The organism is Streptomyces sp. ISL-12, assembly GCF_018614415.1.
Lineage (GTDB): Bacteria > Actinomycetota > Actinomycetes > Streptomycetales > Streptomycetaceae > Streptomyces.
Map to the genome: position 1 here is coordinate 1 of NZ_JAGGOO010000039.1, position 16,200 is coordinate 16,200.

Below are 16,200 nucleotides of genomic sequence, written 5' to 3' on the forward strand. Positions count from 1 at the left end.
GTCGGACGGCTCAGGCGGACGCCGGCTTGATCTCGCCCGCGAAGACGATGACCTGGTCGATGAGGTTCCGCCGCAGATGGACGACGTCCGTGCCCGTCAGGCGGGGGCCTCCGTCCGGAGTGGTGAAGACCCATCGGTACCGGGCCCACTCGTCCGGCATGTCCACCGCCGAGCAGCGCACCATCGTGCCGGCCCCCGCCGGGTGGCGCCGGATGTCCAGCACGAACCGTTCGACCGCCTCGATCCCCGCACTGCGTCCCAACGGCCCCCAGAAGATGACATCCGAGGTCAGAGCCTGAGAGAGCAGTCCCGTCACATAGCTGTCGTCGGAGGCGTTGAACGCCGAGATGAACGTGTCGATCGCGGACTGTGCGGCCTCTTCACGCATGCACCAGTAATACCAGCCCCCTCGTACCGACGGCCGTCGCGCGAGCGCCGCCCGGCCCGGGCACGGTGGACCCTCCCGGTCAGCGCAGGCGGTGGACCAGTGGGCGCAGCACCGCCGTCGCGCCCACCGGCTCCCAGCGGAGCTGGAGGCGGCCCGGGCTGTGGCCCTCCGGTTCGACGGTGAGCCGGTGGGGTGTGGTGCCGGAGCGGTAGGGGACGCGGGCCGTGAAGGGCGGGAAGGCCGGCGGGGCCAGGAGGGGGCCCGTGTGGGCACGGCCCTCGTGGCGGAGGCGGAGCACAGGATGCCGTACGCCGTCGAAGCCCCACAAGGGCAGGCGGGCCGCCGCCAGGTCCAGGCGGACGCGGCCCTCGAAGACGCCGGGGCGGAGGGGAGAGAGGCGGAAGGGGACCGTCATCCGGTGTCTGCCCGGGGTGAGGAGGAGGGCGGCGCGCTGGGGGCCGACCGGGAGGCGCAGGGCCGGGTCGTAGGTGCGGACGGTCAGGTCGACCGAGGCGCCGGGGCCCCGGCCGACGTCCGTGATCTCGTGCCGGAACCGGGCGTCGAAGAACGGCCGGGTGTCCAGTTCCAGGTCGGTGAGGTCCAGCTCGCGGCGGGCCGCGGCGCCCTCCGGAACCCGGTCGCCCCAGTACGTCCGGCCGTCGGGGCCGGTCGTGACGTGCCGGGGTGCCACGTCGTGCCCCAGGCCCCGCGCGGCCTGCCGGGCGTCGGCGAACCGCCGGTCGCGGACGAGCTGGACGACGACCCGTTCGGCGCGCGGCAGCCGGGCGTACGCCCCCGGCGTGAGCGTGTCCAGGTACGGGACGACGAGGTCCGCGAAGGAGGCGAGCCACGCCTCGTCGCGGTAGGGCAGGTCACCGGCGTACATCCGGAAGTCGTGCTTGAGGAACTTGTGGTCCTTGTCCTCCCGCAGCGACTCGTGCCCGCTCTCGGCGAGGAACGCGTCGATCAGGCGTTGTACGTGGATGCGGTCGGCGACGTTGGTCAGCCGGTCGCGCTGGTTGGAGAGGGAGGCGGCGGCGGGGGCGGCGTACGGGGCGATGTACCAGAGGTAGACCGGCTCCGGGACGATCGTGAACGTCTTGGCCAGGCAGTACGCCTGGGCCGAGAAGAGCTGGTCCTCGTAGTGGATGCCCTCGGGGAAGCGGAGGTGGTGTCGGTCGAGGAAGGCGCGAGCGTACATCTTGCTGGTGGCGAGGTGTTCGAAGAAGAGGCGCGGGTCGGCCTCGATGCCGTCGAGGGTGCGGTGTTCGGCGACCAGGTGCGGCATCCAGGTGGAGCGGCGGCCGTTGTCGACGCGGATCCGGCGCACCGCGCCCATCGCGAAGTCGAGGTCGCGGGCGCGGTGGGCGGCGAGCAGGGTCTCGACGGCGCGTTCGGGGAGTTCGTCGTCGCTGTCCAGGAACATCAGGTACGGGGCGCGGGAGAGTTCGATGCCGCGGTTGCGCGGGGCGCTGCAGCCGCCGCTGTTCCCGGGCAGGCGGACGTAGCGGATCCGGGGGTCCTCGGCGGCCAGGGCGCGGGCGACGGCCGGGGTGTCGTCCGTGGAGTGGTCGTCGCTGATGACGATCTCCAGGTCGGCGTGGGTCTGGCGGCGGACGGAGGCGACGGCCCTGGGCAGGCGTTCGGCGTCGTTGTGGACGATGACGGTGACGGTGACGTCGGGGCGGGTCACGCGGCCTCCTCGGGGGTCGGCGCCGGGGTGCGTTCCGCCAGGGGCGGCACCGGGGGCAGCGCGTCCTCGTCCTGGCCGAGGAAGACCCGGCGTACGACGCGTTCGGCGGCGCGTCCGTCGTCGTACTCGCAGAAGCGGCGGCGGAAGGCGGCCCGCGCCTTCGTCGCGGTCGCGTCGCGCCAGGCGTCGGTGGTGAGGATCTCCGTCAGGTCGGCCTGGGTGCGGGCGACCGGGCCGGGCGGCTCGGCCAGGAGGTCGAAGTAGACGCCGCGGGTCTCCCGGTAGATCTCCCAGTCGTCGGCGTGGATGACGATCGGGCGGTCCAGGTTGGCGTAGTCGAACATGATCGACGAGTAGTCGGTGACCAGGGCGTCGGCGGCCAGGCACAGGTCCTCGACGGGCTCGTAGGGGGAGACGTCGATGACGCGTCCGGTGCGGCGCAGGCCGGTGAGGGGGGAGGGGGCGGAGCCGTAGAAGTAGTGGGCGCGGACCAGGAGAACCGTTTCCTCGCCAAGGTGGCCGGCGAGGGCGGCGAGGTCCAGGCGGGGGGTCCAGCCGGCCTCGTAGTCGCGGTGGGTGGGGGCGTACAGGACGGCGCGGCGGCCGGGGGCGATGCCCAGGCGGGCGCGGATCGCGCGGATGTCGGCGGCGCGGGCGGTGTAGTAGACGTCGTTGCGCGGATAGCCGTGGTCCAGGGAGACCCAGCGGGACGGGTACGCCCGCCGCCACATGCGGGTGGAGTGGCTGTTGGCGCTGACGCTGAAGTCCCATTTGTCGACGCGTTCCAGCAGGGCCTGGAAGTCGAGGCCCCGGGCGGCGGCCGGGTAGGGCAGCTGGTCCAGGCCCATGCGCTTGAGCGGCGTGCCGTGGTGGGTCTGGAGGTGGACCGCGTCCGGGCGTTTGACCACGGAGTTGGGGAAGTTGACGTTGTTGACCAGGTACGTGGCGCTCGCCAGCACCTCCGCGCAGCGGCGGGTGCCGGGGACGACGTGGTCGGTGCCGGGCGGCAGCAGGGCGGCGTCGGCGGCGTTCACCACCCACACCGGGCGGATCCACGGGGCGAGTTCGCCGAGCTTGGCGGCGATCGCGGCCGGGTTGCAGGCCACGCCGCGGTTCCAGTACGCCGAGAAGACGGCGAGACGGGGGTCGGCCGGGGCGGTGAGCGCGCGGCGGTAGTGGTGGTCGCGGAGCAGGGCGGCGGCCTGGCGGCGGCGGGTGCGGACGGTCCCGCGGACGGCGCGGCGGGCCTTGTTGGCGGCCTGGAAGGCGCGGTACTTGGTGTAGGCGCCCTCTTCGAGCAGCGAGCGGCGCAGGCCCTCCGGGCCGGGCGGGCGCAGGTACCCCTCGGGGCGGCGGCGCAGGGCGGCCAGCGAGGCGCGGCGGAAGAACTCGCGGGCGACGGGCTCGGGCATCGCGGTACGGACGAAGGTGCGCAGGCAGTCGCGGACCATCAGGTCGTAGAGCACGGCGTACGGGGCCGGCCGGCCGCGGGCGAGATCGAGCAGCGCCTCGTAGCGGTCGACCAGGGCGTAGTGCTGCTCGGCGGTGACCGGCGGGAGGCTCTCGGGGCGCGGCGGGCGGTGCTCGTACGCGGGGTGCGGCAGGGTGGCGACCCGGTCGGCGAGGAGCAGCGCGGCGCGGGCGGCGAACGGCTCGTCGCGGCCCGACGTCAGGAACTGCGCGTGCGCCCGCCAGAACGCGGCCCGGACCACCCGGGTGCCGAGCAGCGGGGCCGCCCTCAGCAGGGGCGCGTGCTCGTCGAGGGCGAGTGGGGCGCGGCCGGCGCGGCCCGCCCGGGCCAGCAGGGGGCCGTCGGGGGAGGGGAGGCCGGAGGTCCGCCAGGTCGAGCGGACGTGGTCGAGGAGGAGGACGTCGGCTTGGTCGGGCAGGGCGGCGGTGTGCTCGGCGACGGTGCGCGGGGCGCCGGCGGGGAGCCCGTCCTCGGCGCGGACGAAGTGCAGCCAGCGGCCCGTCGCCCGGGCCGCCCCCGCCGCCCGGGACGCGGCCCCGTCCGTCCCGTCCGGCAGCGGCACCACCTCGACGGCGGGGGTGTGCCGCTCGGCCGCCTCCCGCGCCCAGTCGCCGACGGCGGCGACGACGACCTCGGTGTCCGGGTGCGGGTGGGCGGCCAGGGAGGCGAGGAGCCCGGTCAGGTGGTCCTGGGTATCGGGCCCGTGGACGACGACACTGAGTTCGGGCATCTCGGTGGTCTCCTTCGTCAGCGACGCTCCCCGGCACACCTGTCCGGACATAGTGGCATCGAACGGACGGAAGGGTTAAGCCGGGCTGCGCCTCACGAGGGAACCGAGGTGGCCGCCTTGGGGTCGGGGGTGGGGTCCGTCTTCGGGGCGGAGGCGGGGTCCGGCTTCGAGTCGGAGGCGGGATCCGGCTTCTGGGCGGTCGTGTCGGTCTCGGGGGCCGTCTTCTGGGCGGTCCTGTCGGTCTCCGGGGCCGTCTTCGGAGCGGTCGCGTCGGTCTCCGGGGCCGGCTTCGGGGCGGTCTTCGGCTTCGGCTTGGGCTTCGGCTTCGGCCGTGCCTTGTCGGGGCCGCCGGTGAACGCCTCGTACTCCTTGAGCACCTCGTCCGTCGGGCCGTCCATGCGCAGCTCGCCGCGCTCCAGCCACAGCACCCGGTCGCAGGTGTCGCGGATCGACTTGTTGCTGTGGCTCACCAGGAACACCGTGCCCGCGTGCTTGCGCAGCTCGCGGATGCGGGCCTCGGAGCGCTTCTGGAAGGAGCGGTCTCCGGTGGCGAGGGCCTCGTCGATGAGGAGGACGTCGTGGTCCTTGGCGGCGGCGATGGAGAAGCGCAGGCGGGCGGCCATGCCGGAGGAGTACGTGCGCATCGGGAGGGTGATGAAGTCGCCCTTCTCGTTGATGCCGGAGAAGTCGACGATCTCCTGGTAGCGCTCCTTGATCTGCTCCCGGGACATGCCCATCGCGAGGCCGCCGAGGTACACGTTGCGCTCGCCGGTGAGGTCGTTCATCAGGGCGGCGTTGACGCCCAGCAGGGACGGCTGGCCGTCGGTGTAGATCTTGCCGTTCTCCACCGGCAGCAGGCCGGCGACGGCCTTGAGCAGCGTCGACTTGCCGGAGCCGTTGGTGCCGATCAGGCCGATGGCCTCGCCCCGGTACGCGGCGAAGGACACGTTCCGCACGGCGTGCACCTTGCGGACGCCGGACGCCTTCTCGGTCTGCTTGCGGCGGACGATCCGGTTGAGGGCGGCGGTGGCGCTGCCCCGTCCCGCGCCGGTGCCGTTGACCCGGTAGACGATGTCGACGCCGTCCGCGATGACGGTGGGAACGCGCTCGTCAGTGTGCTCAGCCACGGCCGTAGGTCTCCTCAGCCTTCCAGAAGTAGATGAAGCCGCCGATCCCGGCGAGCAGGGCCCAGCCCAGCGCGAGCGCCCACACGTGCGAGGGGAGCTGGCTCGCGTGGAAGGTGTCGATCAGGGCGAAGCGCATCAGGTCGATGTAGACGGCGGCGGGGTTGGCCTGGAGAACCGGGCCGACCCAGGACGGCAGGTCGCCGTGTTTGGCGATGAGCTGGTCGATGCTCCACATCACACCGGAGACGTACATCCAGGTGCGCAGCGCGAACGGCATCAGCTGGGCGATGTCGGGGATCTTGGAACCCAGCCGGGCCATGATCATCGCGACGCCGGCGTTGAAGGTGAACTGGAGCACCAGGACCGGGATCGCCAGCACCCAGGAGGCGGCCGGCGGCACACCGAAGGCCAGCAGGATGACGACCAGGGCGGCCATCGAGTACAGCAGCTGCTTGAGCTGCTGGAGGCAGAAGGAGACCGGCAGCGCGGCGCGCGGGAAGTGCAGGGCCCGCACCAGGCCGAGGTTGCCGGAGATCGCCTTGGTGCCCGCCATGATCGAACTCTGCGTGAAGGTCCAGATGAACACGCCGGTGACCAGGAACGGGACGTAGTCCGGCACGCCCTTCTTGGTCTGCAGCAGCACGCCGAAGATGAGGAAGTACACCGCCGCGTTCAGCAGCGGCGTCATGACCTGCCAGACCTGGCCCAGTTTGGCCTGGCTGTACTGGGCGGTGAGCTTGGCGGTGGAGAAGGCGCCGATGAAGTGCCGGCGGGCCCACAGCCGGCGCACGTAGTCGGGCAGGGAGGGGCGGGCGCCGCTGACCGACAGGCCGTGGCGGACGGCGAGGGCCGCGAGGTCTTCGGTGCCGGCCGGTGACGGGGCGGTCGGCGGGGGCGGTGTGTGGAGGACCTGGCTCACATCCGCTGCTTTCACTCGGGGGGAGGGGTGAGTAGTCGCGGTGCTACGTCGGGACGGGACCGTATCGTCGCAACGGGAGACTAGGCCGAATTGACGTCGGAACGCAACCGTTTCGTCCTCACGCCCCTATGCTTGGGGCGTATGACGACCAACGCCGACGAGCCTCAGCCACGTCCGCGCCGCAGGGCCCCCGCCGGGGCCGCCGTACTGCGGGCGGACGTGACGGAGGCCATCCGGGCGGCCGTCTTCGAGGAACTCGCGGCCGTCGGGTACGCGCGGATGTCCATCGAGGGGATCGCGCGCCGCGCGGGGGTGGGCAAGACGGCGGTGTACCGGCGCTGGCGCTCCAAGCTGCACCTGGTGCTCGACATCGTCTCGGCGCTGGCCGTGCAGGGGCTGCCCGCGCCGGACACGGGCACGCTGGAGGGCGATCTGCGGCTGCTCTACGAGGTGACGTCCAGGGCGCTGCGGCACCCGGTCGCCTCGCAGATCATCCCCGACCTCCAGGCGGAGGCGGCCCGCAACCCGGACATCGCCGAGGCCATGCGGAAGGCGCTGCGGGAGGGGCAGGACGGGGTCGCCAGCTCGATCCTGGCGGCGGCGCGGCGGCGCGGCGAGATCCGCGCGGGCTTCGACCACGACCTGGCGCTGGACCTGATCTCCGGACCGCTGTACTGGCGGTCGGTGGTGATCAGGGGGCCCAAGCCGCCGAAGGGGTACCTGGGGGCGCTGACCCGGGCTACGGCGGCGGCGCTGAAGGCGTTGTGAGCGGGGCGGGGTGAGGGGGCGTGCGCGCCCCGGTTTTCAGCCGGGGCGGGCGGGCGAACGCCCCGGCTGGAGCGAGCGCGGGCTCGTCGTGCGGACGTGCCGCGGGCCGGGATGGACTCTCAGACTCCGGTCGCCCCGGTCGCCCCGGTCGCTCCGGTCGCTCCGGTCGCTCCGGTCGCCCCGTCCCCCCGAGCCGCCTCCGGGCGCAGTGCCACCCAGCCCGCCCACGCCGAGGTGATCATGTCCTGGACGTCGTACTTGGCCTTCCAGCCCAGTTCGGCGGCGGCGCGGTCGGCCGAGGCGACGACGCTGGCCGGGTCGCCGGGGCGGCGCGGGTCGACCGTCGGGGGGAGGCCGTAGCCGGTGACGGTGCTGATCCGGTCGATCATCTCGCGGACGGAGACGCCCTCGCCCCGGCCGATGTTCAGGGTGAGGTCGCGGCCCGGGGACGCCTGGAGCGCGCGGGCCGCCGCCACGTGGGCCTCCGCCACGTCCATCACGTGGATGTAGTCCCGGACGCAGGTGCCGTCCGGGGTGGCGTAGTCGTCGCCGAAGATGCGCGGGGGCGCGTGCTCCGTCAGCTTCTCGAAGACCATCGGGACGAGGTTGTGCACGCCGGTGTCCGCCAGCTCGGGGGCGCCGGCGCCCGCGACGTTGAAGTAGCGCAGGGACGCCGTCGACAGCCCCGTCGCCCGCCCGGTCGCCCGGACCAGCCACTCGCCCGCGAGTTTGGTCTCGCCGTACGGCGACATGGGGACGCAGGGGGTCTGCTCGGTGACCAGGTCCACGTCCGGCATCCCGTACACGGCCGCCGAGGACGAGAAGACGAAGGAGGACACGCCCGCCTCCGTCACCGCCTCCAGCAGGACGCGCAGGCCCTCGACGTTCTCCCGGTAGTAGTGCAGCGGACGCTCCACCGACTCGCCGACCTGCTTCTTCGCCGCCAGGTGGACCACGCCGGTGACGCCGTGGTCGGCCAGGGTGCGGCGGACCCGGCCGGCGTCCAGGACCGAGCCCTCGACGAGGGGCACGCCGGCGGGCAGCCGGGCGGCGACGCCGGAGGACAGGTCGTCGTACACCACGGTCCGCTCGCCCGCCTCGGTCATCGCCCGTACGACGTGCGCCCCGATGTAGCCGGCGCCGCCGGTGATCAGCCAGGTCATGGTGGCCGTCCCCTCGTCAGTTGCCTGAGTGGCAGTGGTCGCCTCTCCAGTGGTCGCCTCTCAGTGAAGCAGGCGCCGGAGCCTGCCGCGTACCACCGTCGCCACACCCCGCGCCCCGGGCGCCACCCGCAGCGCCAGTGCGCCGGAGTGCGTGGCGTACGGCTGGACGAGCACGATGCCGTGCCGGGTGCTGGGCAGGGCGCGACGGCGCAGATGGCCGGGCAGGTCCGCGCGGGCGTGCGCCGTCACCTCGCGCGCCGTGCCGTCCCGGAAGCGCAGGCGCAGCCGCAGCTCCCAGGTGCCGGCGCCGAGGGCGGCGGGGTCGACCGTGACGCCGACCGGCCAGACCGCACCGCCGGCCCGTGGTGCGGACCGTTCCGGTGGTCCGAACACCGCCGTACGCCGCCCCCCGCACCGCCCGTCCTCCCGTCGCCGCCACTGCGCCTCGACGGCCACCGGACCGCCGGCCCGCTCCACCCGGCCGTACAGCTCGTGCAGCCGCAGCGACAGCCGCGTGCCCCGCGCGGACGGGCGCAGTTCCGCGTCCGCCGCCAGGGGCAGCAGCCGGACCGGGCGGGTGAGGAGGGGCTCCAGCGTGACCTGGGGGAGGTCCTGCGACCAGACGGGGAGGCCGTCGGACCCCGTCGGGTACGGCGGGAGCAGCCGGGCCGGGCGGGCCGCCAGTTCCCGCAGGCGGGGCAGGTCGCGCGGCTCGGGGGAGGCCAGGATCACCCGGCCGATCAGGCGGCCCGGCGCGGTCGGGGAGCGGGTCCAGTCGGCCGCGTCGTACTCCGCGAGGTACGCCCGGGTGTGCGCCCACCACGCGCGCCGGTAGCGCACGTCCCGTACCTCCAGCTCGCGGACGTACATCCGCAGCTCGTGGTCGAGGAACTTGGCGCGGGCCGCCCGTGCCAGCCGCTTCTGCCCGGCGGCGAGCAGGATGTCGTACGCCGTCCGGCACGCGTGCGTGCGGGCCCGCCAGTTGCTCACGTCGGCGCGGTCCAGGGAGATCGACAGGCGCTCGGCGGACCGGCGTACGTGCCAGACGTAGACCGGGTCGGGGACGAGCGCGACGCGGGGGCCGGCGGCGAGGACGCGCGCGGTGAAGACGAAGTCCTCGTAGGGGAAGCGGCCGTCGGGGAAGCGGATGCCGTGCCGGCGGAGGAAGGCGGTGCGGTAGAGCTTGTTGACGCAGAGGGTGTCGTGGACCAGGCGGGGGCGCCGGGCGGGGTGCGCGACCACGGTGCGCGTCGCGTACAGCGGCGCCTGCCACGGCACCTCGCGCCCCGAGGGCAGCTCCCGGCGCACACACAGCCCGCTCACCACCTCCGCGCGCTCCTCGACGGCCGCGCCGAGCAGCGCGTCCACCGCGCCCGGCGGCAGCACGTCGTCGCTGTCCAGGAACATCACGTACGGCGCGGTCACCGCGGCCAGCCCGGTGTTGCGCGGGGTGCCGCAGCCGCCGCTGTTGGCCGGCCGGCGCAGCACCCGGAGCCGGGGCTCCGCCGCGGCCAGCCGGCCGAGCAGTTCCGCGCTGCCGTCGGCCGAGCAGTCGTCCACCGCGACGACCTCGCGGACCACGGCGCCCTGCGCCAGCGCGGAGCGTACGGCGTCGGTCACATGGGCCGCGTCCTGGTATCCGATGACGACGACGCCGACCTGCTGGGACGGAGGAGGGGAGCATGCGGGCATATCACAGTAAAACGCCCGCTGTGCCTTCCCGCTCGCCGCTCCGGATCAGGCGCCGTCGGCCGTCGCCCGGTCCAGGGCGGTCGTCAGGCGGTCCAGACGGGACCGCAGGTCCTGGATCTCCGCCAGGTCGAAGCCGGTGGCCGCGGCGATCCGGCGGGGCACCTCCAGCGCCCGCTCGCGCAGCGCCAGGCCCTCCTCGGTGGGCCGCACCTGGACCGACCGTTCGTCGTGGGCGCTGCGCTCGCGCCGGACCAGACCGGCCGACTCCAGCCGCTTGAGCAGCGGCGACAGGGTGCCCGAGTCGAGCCTCAGGTGCTCGCCCAGCCGCTTCACCGGCAGCTCGCCGTGCTCCCACAGCACCAGCATCACCAGGTACTGCGGATAGGTGAGCCCGAGGTCCTTGAGGATCACCCGGTAGACGCCGCCGAAGGCGCGCGAGGCGGCGTTCAGGGAGAAGCAGATCTGCTGGTCGAGGCGGAGCCAGTCGGCCGGGGGTGCGGGCGTGGTCATGTCTCCAGGGTAACCATGAGACGTGATTTGGTTGTGCCCAACTTAATTGTGTGCTTCACTGTTCGTCGTACGAGATCACAAGACCCGGACCCGACCCGGACTCTCCTGGAGGGATGTTCTCCATGAACCCGCTCTACACCGCCGTGGCCACCGCCACCCACGGTCGTGACGGCCGCGCCGTCAGCTCCGACGGCAAGCTGGACCTCGCGCTCGGCTTTCCGGTCGAGATGGGCGGCGACGGCAAGGGCACCAACCCGGAGCAGCTCTTCGCCGCCGGGTACGCCGCCTGTTTCGGCAGCGCCCTCGGTGCCGTGGGCCGCGCCGCCAAGGTCGACGTCACCGACGCCGCGGTGACCGCCGAGGTCGGCATCGGCAAGGAGGGCGAGGGCTTCGCGCTGGCCGTCACCCTGCGCGTGGAGCTGCCCGACACCGTCGACCAGGAGACCGGCCGCAAGCTGGTCGAGCAGGCCCACCAGGTCTGCCCCTACTCCAACGCCACCCGCGGCAACATCCCGGTCGAGCTGGTCATCGAGTAACGCCTACCGGGCCCCCGGTCCCGGCCCCGGGGACCCGACCCGCGCCAGCACCTCCCCCGTCCGCTCGCTCCACGCCACCACCACCGCCTCCTCGGGCACCGGCCGCCAGCGGGTCAGCAGCAGCCAGCGCACGCGGTAGCGGCGGACGACGGCGGCGCGCTCGGCGCGGGTCGCGTCCCGGTCCAGATACCTCGCCACGTCCGCCTCGCGCCGCTCGCGCTCCCGTTCGTCCAGGGAGGGGTCCGGCCAGGCGGGCGCGGCGAGGTTCGGCCCGTACCCGGCGATGGCGTGGCCGGCGTAGTACCCGTCGGTGATCACCACCTCGCCGGGGCCGATGTGCCGGGCCGCCCAGCCGTACGCCGGCCAGCTCGGCGGCTGCGGGAAGCCGGCCGGGACCAGCGCCCCCGCGTGGACGGTGAGGAAGCCGAGGGCGGTACCGGCCGCCGCCGCCCACCCCAGGACGCGCCGCGCCGCGCTCCACGGCCGGGGCGCCGCCAGCTCCACCGCGAGCGCGAACTGGAGCGGCACCAGGGTCAGGCCCAGGACGCGGCCGTAGGTGTAGTGGCCGCTGAGCCGGCCGTACGCCACCACCAGGCAGTCCAGGGCGAACATCAGGACCAGCGGGTCCCGGGGCGAACGGCGCCCGCGCCGCCACAGCGCGGGCAGCCCCACCACCACGGCCAGCCAGAACTCCCCGGCGAGGTGCGCGTACAGCGTGCGGTGCACCGCGTCCACGCTGTCGTTCCCGGCCAGCGCGAACACGTCGAAGTACGGCCACACCGCGCCGGTCAGCGCGGCCGTCACGCCGGTCAGCGCCCAGCGGCCCAGCACCGGCACCGCCGAGCGGCCCGGCCCCGGCCGGCGCGGCTGCCACCCCGCGACCAGGGCGACCGCGCCCAGTACCGCCGCCACCGACGTGATCGGGTGGATCAGCAGGACCAGCCCGTACAGCACGCCCAGGGCGGCGTACCCGGGCAGGCCGCGCAGGCCGCCGGGGCCGACCCAGCGCACCCGGCGGGTGTCCCGGGCCCGTGCCCCGGTCAGGGCCCAGGCCCAGAAGGTGAGCCCGATGGCGAACGTGGAGGGATAGCCGAGGTTGCCCGTCATGGACATCAGCCCGAGGTAGCCGCTCCACCAGGCCCGCTCGGTGCCCCACAGCAGGGTCATCGCCACCAGGGCCAGCACCGGCGCCCAGGGGCGGGGGGTCAGCGTCCGGACGAAGCGGTTGACGCCGGTCAGCAGCACCAGCAGGTTCAGCGGGCCGGCCAGCCGCACCACCTCCCAGCCGCCCAGCCCGGTGAGCCGGGCGGCGACGCCCTGCGCCAGCGCGTACGGCGAGTAGTACGCGCTGCCCGCGCCGGGCAGGTCGGCCATCGGGTGGCGGGGGTGGAACAGGTCGGCCTTGAGGCGTTCGACCACCGCCGCGTGCTGGCCGGCGTCGCAGCACAGCGGCACCCGCCAGTACGCCAGCGACACCACCAGCCAGAACAGGAAACCGGCCGCCTGGTAGGGGGTGGGGCGCCAGACGCGGCCGCCGCGCAGCGCCGTGGCACCGTGCGCGGCCCGCCGGACGAGGACTCCGGCGCTCACCGGAGGAACGGGGTGGGGAGCGTCTGGGGCATTTGCCGTATGTTCCCGGTCGGGTCAACGGCATGACCCGCCGTCACCGCATCGAGTGACGGTCAGTTGGCCGCCGGGGCCGCCCGGCCGACCTGGCCCTGCGCGGGGACCGCGACCCGGCCGCGCACCACCGGCTCCAGCAGCAGCGGCAGCCCCACCACCGGCAGCAGCCAGGCCAGCACGATCAGCCGGCCGCCCCAGATGTTGATGTCCGGGTGCCCGGCCTGGGTGAGGATGCCGGTGGCCGCCGCCGCGATCAGGAACGCGCCGAACGCGGGCCGCCGCAGCGCGCCCCACGCACCCGCCGCCAGGGCAGCGACGAACAACGGCTCCCGCAGCTGCCGGCGCGACCACTCGGTCCAGAAGTTGCCCTGCAACTGGAAGAACTCCGGCCACGGACGCTCCCGGTCGGGCCGGGCGAAGTGGTCGGCCAGCAGGTCCTGGAGGCTCTCCGACTCGGAGGGGTAGTGCAGGAGGCGGGCGAGGGCGACGGTGGCGAGGGCGGCGCACAGACCCGCGCCCGCCAGCCGCAGTACGCCCCGGCCCGGCGCCTCGCCCCGGCGCACCCGCCGGAGCGCGACCGCCGCGCCCGCCACCGCCAGGCATCCGCCGAGGAACAGCGCCTGCGAGTGCTTCACGGTGAACAGCAGCGCCAGCGCCCCGGCGACCAGCCAGTACCCCCGCCGCTCCGGCGCCGCACGCGACACCAGCGCGCAGCCCCACACCGCCGCCAGCGTCAGCGCCATCAGCAGCCCCTCGGTCATCGGCCGCATCGCCACCGCCCCGCACGGCAGCACGTAGTACAGCGCCTGACCGGTCAGCGCGAGCGGTACCGGGAGGGCGAGGGTGCGCAGGATCAGGAAGACCAGTACCCCGCCGGCCGCCGCGACCAGGACGCTCGCCGTCCACACGCCCCAGGTCACGCCGAGCACGGTCACGAACGGCACCAGGAACGCCGGATAACCGGGCCGCGCCTCGAAGATCCGCATGAACCGCTCCGGCATGAACGGCACCGTGTGCCCGCCGGTCTGCCCGGCCCGCAGCCGCCGCTCCACGTTCCGCCACTCCCGCTCCCGGCACTCGGCCGTCACCCGGGCGGTGGGGTCGGCCCGGTGGAAGCGGACCACGTGCACGCTCTGCGCCCGCTTGGCGCTCGACGCCCGGCTGGCGCAGTAGTGCTCGATGGCGCCCGCCGCCGCGCCCCGCTTGTCCTCGCCGGACAGGCTCAGGGCGTAGGAGAGGTAGTTCTTGGTGTCGGGGGTGTCCCGGCCGGTGACGTTGGCGAGCTGGAGGAGGGCGAAGAGCAGCGCCAGCAGCAGTACCCGCGTACGTACCCCGGTACGCCGCCTCACGACGGGGTCAGCAGGTCGCGGCCGGACGGCACCGCGCGGGCCCCGGGCACGGTGACCGGCCCCGGCATCGTCTCGCCCAGCATCATCGTGCGCACCACCCGCTCGGCGGCCCGCCCGTCGTCGAACGCGCAGAACCGCGTCCGGAACGCCGCCCTCAGCCGCGCCGCCTCCTCGTCCCGCCAGGTCCCCGACGCCAGCAGCCACGCCAGTTCCCGGTAGGAGCGGGAGACGTGGCCCGGCGGCTCGGCGGTGATGTCGAAGTACAGGCCGCGGCTGGCCGCGTACGCGTCCAGGTCGTCGGCGTGGACGACGACCGGCCGGTCCAGGACGGCGTAGTCGAACATCAGGGCGGAGTAGTCGGTGACCAGGAGGTCGGCGGCGAGCAGGACGTCCTCGACGTGCGGTTCGTCGGTGGCGTCGACCAGCACGCCCCGCCGGTGCAGGTCGGCCAGGCCCATGCCGCGCGCGGGGCCGGTGGCGAGGGACGGGTGCAGCCGGACCACGAGGGTGTGCCCCGCGCCGAGGTCGGCGGCGAACCGGGCCAGGTCGATCCGGTCGACGTGTCCGCCGCGCCGGTAGTCGCGGCGGGTCGGCGCGTACAGCACGACCGTGTGCCCGGCGGGAATGCCGTGCCGCAGCCGGAACCCGGCCCCGGCCGCCTTGTCGTTCCGTGCCCGGACCAGCACGTCGTTGCGGGGGCTGCCGGTGCGGGCCGAGGCGAAGTGGCAGGGGTAGGCCCGCTCCCAGACCAGCTCCGAGTGCAGGTTGGCGACCAGGCTGTGGTCCCAGCGGTCGGCGCGGCGCAGCATCTGCGGTACGTCGAGCCCGTGCCGGGCGCCGGGCTTGCCGAGCAGGTCGGCGCCCATGTACTTCAGCGGGGTGCCCTGGTGGGTGTGGATGTGGACGGTGCCGGGGCGCTTGGGCACCGTGCCCGGCCAGTTGACGTTGTTGACGAAGAACGTGGCCCGTTCGGTCACCCGGCGCCAGGCCGCGCTGCCGAGGATCACGTGTTCGGTGCCGGGCGGCAGCGACGGCACCAGTTCCTCGTCCCGCAGCACCCACACCCCGCGCAGGTGCGGGGCGATGCGGCGGGCCTCGTGGTAGATCGCCGCGGGGTCGCCGAGGACGCCCCGGTGCGAGAAGGCCGAGTACACGGCGAGGTCCGGGTCGAGGGGGCGGCGCGTGCGGAGCGCCGACCCGGCGCGGTGCAGGCGCCCGGCCGCCGCCGTATGGACCCGCGCGGCGCGTCGCGCCAGCGCCCGCCCGGCCCGCGCGCCCTGGCTGCGCGCCACGTACGCCGGGTAGCCGCGCTCCAGTACGCGCAGGTCCGCCGGGGTGCGCGCCCCCTCGGGCCGGTGGGCGCGGAACAGTTCGGCGGTGCGGTGGAAGAACTCGGCGCGGTCGGACGGGGGAAGCCGGTCCGGCTTGGCCAGGATGTCCAGACAGTGCTCGCCCATCTTGGTGTGCAGGAACGGCCGCCACCGGGCCAGCTCCGGGCGGGCGTCGACGAACGCGAACACCCGCTCGTACTGGGCGTGAATGTCGAAGTGCTTGCGGCTGGTGGTGGACAGGATGCTGCCCTGGCGGCGCTGCCGGTAGTTCAGGCAGATCCGGTCCAGCGTCGCGATCCGCCCGGCGCTCAGCAGCACCGGGAAGGTCCAGGGCGTGTCCTCGTAGTAGCCGGGCGGGAAGGCGAAGCCCTCCCGTTCGACGAAGGAACGCCGGTAGACCTTGTTCCACACCACCATCAGCAGGTCGAGGATCTGCGGGCGTTCGGCGGCGGTGAAGGTGCCGTCGGCGGATTCCGCGAGGACGTGGGCGAGGACGTTGCGGCGTGTGCCGCCCCACCAGTACGTGCGGGCGTAGTCGAAGACCAGCACGTCCGGGTCGTCGGTCTCGGCCAGCCGGTCGGCCAGCGCGCGCAGCGCGCCCGGGGTGAGGGTGTCGTCGCTGTCGAGGAAGAGGAGGTAGTCGCCGGTGGCGTGCGGCAGCCCGGCGTTGCGGGCCGGGCCGAGGCCCACGTTCTCCGGCAGGTGGAGCACCCGCACCCGGTCGTCGCGGGCCGCGTACGCGTCCAGGATCGCGCCGCTGCCGTCCGGTGAGCAGTCGTCCACGGCGATCACCTCGATGTCCCGGTACGACTGCTCCAGGACCGAGTCGAGGCACTCGCGCAGGAAGCCCTGCACCTTGAAGCAGGGGATGATGACGCTGAAGCGGGGCACGTCAGCTCC

General features: G+C 74.1%; 12 protein-coding genes and 1 pseudogene. 2 read left to right on the forward strand and 11 right to left on the reverse strand.

Features of this window, described 5'->3' with window-relative positions; translation table 11 throughout:
* Positions 1-10 precede the first annotated feature (10 nt).
* The 5 genes and pseudogenes from J7I94_RS11210 to J7I94_RS11230 form a co-directional block, all read right to left on the reverse strand.
* Positions 11-388, reverse strand: a complete 378-nt coding sequence (locus tag J7I94_RS11210; protein WP_215166871.1) for a nuclear transport factor 2 family protein — start codon at positions 386-388, stop codon at positions 11-13.
* Positions 389-467: 79 nt separating this feature from the next.
* Positions 468-2,081 carry a glycosyltransferase family 2 protein gene (locus J7I94_RS11215; RefSeq protein ID WP_215166872.1) on the reverse strand — a complete coding sequence of 538 codons (1,614 nt, stop codon included), beginning with the start codon at positions 2,079-2,081 and terminating at the stop codon, positions 468-470.
* A complete protein-coding gene (locus tag J7I94_RS11220) occupies positions 2,078-4,282 on the reverse strand; it encodes a CDP-glycerol glycerophosphotransferase family protein (RefSeq protein WP_215166873.1) in 2,205 nt (734 codons plus the stop codon). Before J7I94_RS11220 ends, J7I94_RS11215 begins: the two co-directional genes overlap by 4 nt.
* A 281-nt stretch (positions 4,283-4,563) precedes the next feature.
* Positions 4,564-5,427 (reverse strand): annotated as a pseudogene (locus J7I94_RS11225) (ABC transporter ATP-binding protein); the annotation flags it as partial.
* The gene (locus J7I94_RS11230) at positions 5,402-6,328 is read right to left on the reverse strand and encodes an ABC transporter permease (RefSeq protein ID WP_215166874.1); all 927 of its coding nucleotides are present in this window, start codon (positions 6,326-6,328) and stop codon (positions 5,402-5,404) included. The gene J7I94_RS11230 and the pseudogene J7I94_RS11225, both read right to left, overlap by 26 nt.
* A 141-nt stretch (positions 6,329-6,469) precedes the next feature.
* Here J7I94_RS11230 and J7I94_RS11235 point away from each other — a divergent pair, with 141 nt between their 5' ends.
* Complete coding sequence (locus J7I94_RS11235) at positions 6,470-7,096, forward strand: TetR/AcrR family transcriptional regulator (RefSeq protein ID WP_215166875.1); 627 nt, start codon at positions 6,470-6,472, stop codon at positions 7,094-7,096.
* Positions 7,097-7,215: 119 nt separating this feature from the next.
* Here J7I94_RS11235 and galE read toward each other — a convergent pair whose 3' ends face one another.
* From galE to J7I94_RS11250, 3 genes are read right to left on the reverse strand one after another with little or no spacing between them, the layout of a single operon-like run.
* Positions 7,216-8,259, reverse strand: coding sequence for a UDP-glucose 4-epimerase GalE (galE, locus tag J7I94_RS11240; protein ID WP_215166876.1), 1,044 nt, complete (start codon positions 8,257-8,259; stop codon positions 7,216-7,218).
* A gap of 60 nt (positions 8,260-8,319) precedes the next feature.
* Complete coding sequence (locus tag J7I94_RS11245; protein WP_215166877.1) at positions 8,320-9,951, reverse strand: glycosyltransferase family 2 protein; 1,632 nt, start codon at positions 9,949-9,951, stop codon at positions 8,320-8,322.
* A 45-nt stretch (positions 9,952-9,996) separates the two neighbouring features.
* Complete coding sequence (locus J7I94_RS11250) at positions 9,997-10,461, reverse strand: MarR family winged helix-turn-helix transcriptional regulator (protein ID WP_215166878.1); 465 nt, start codon at positions 10,459-10,461, stop codon at positions 9,997-9,999.
* A gap of 122 nt (positions 10,462-10,583) precedes the next feature.
* Between J7I94_RS11250 and J7I94_RS11255 the strand changes: the two genes are divergently transcribed.
* Entirely contained in the window at positions 10,584-10,997 is a 414-nt protein-coding gene (locus J7I94_RS11255) for an organic hydroperoxide resistance protein (protein WP_215166879.1), read from the forward strand.
* Between the two features lie 3 nt (positions 10,998-11,000).
* Here the strand turns inward: J7I94_RS11255 and J7I94_RS11260 are convergent, their stop codons facing one another.
* From J7I94_RS11260 to J7I94_RS11270, 3 genes are all read right to left on the reverse strand, one after another.
* Positions 11,001-12,587, reverse strand: a complete 1,587-nt coding sequence (locus J7I94_RS11260) for a hypothetical protein (RefSeq protein ID WP_215166880.1) — start codon at positions 12,585-12,587, stop codon at positions 11,001-11,003.
* Positions 12,588-12,679: 92 nt separating this feature from the next.
* Positions 12,680-13,969, reverse strand: coding sequence for a glycosyltransferase family 39 protein (locus J7I94_RS11265; RefSeq protein ID WP_215166881.1), 1,290 nt, complete (start codon positions 13,967-13,969; stop codon positions 12,680-12,682).
* Entirely contained in the window at positions 13,966-16,191 is a 2,226-nt protein-coding gene (locus J7I94_RS11270; protein WP_215166882.1) for a bifunctional glycosyltransferase family 2 protein/CDP-glycerol:glycerophosphate glycerophosphotransferase, read from the reverse strand. The genes J7I94_RS11265 and J7I94_RS11270 overlap by 4 nt, the downstream gene beginning before the upstream one ends.
* Between the last annotated feature and the right edge of the window lie 9 nt (positions 16,192-16,200).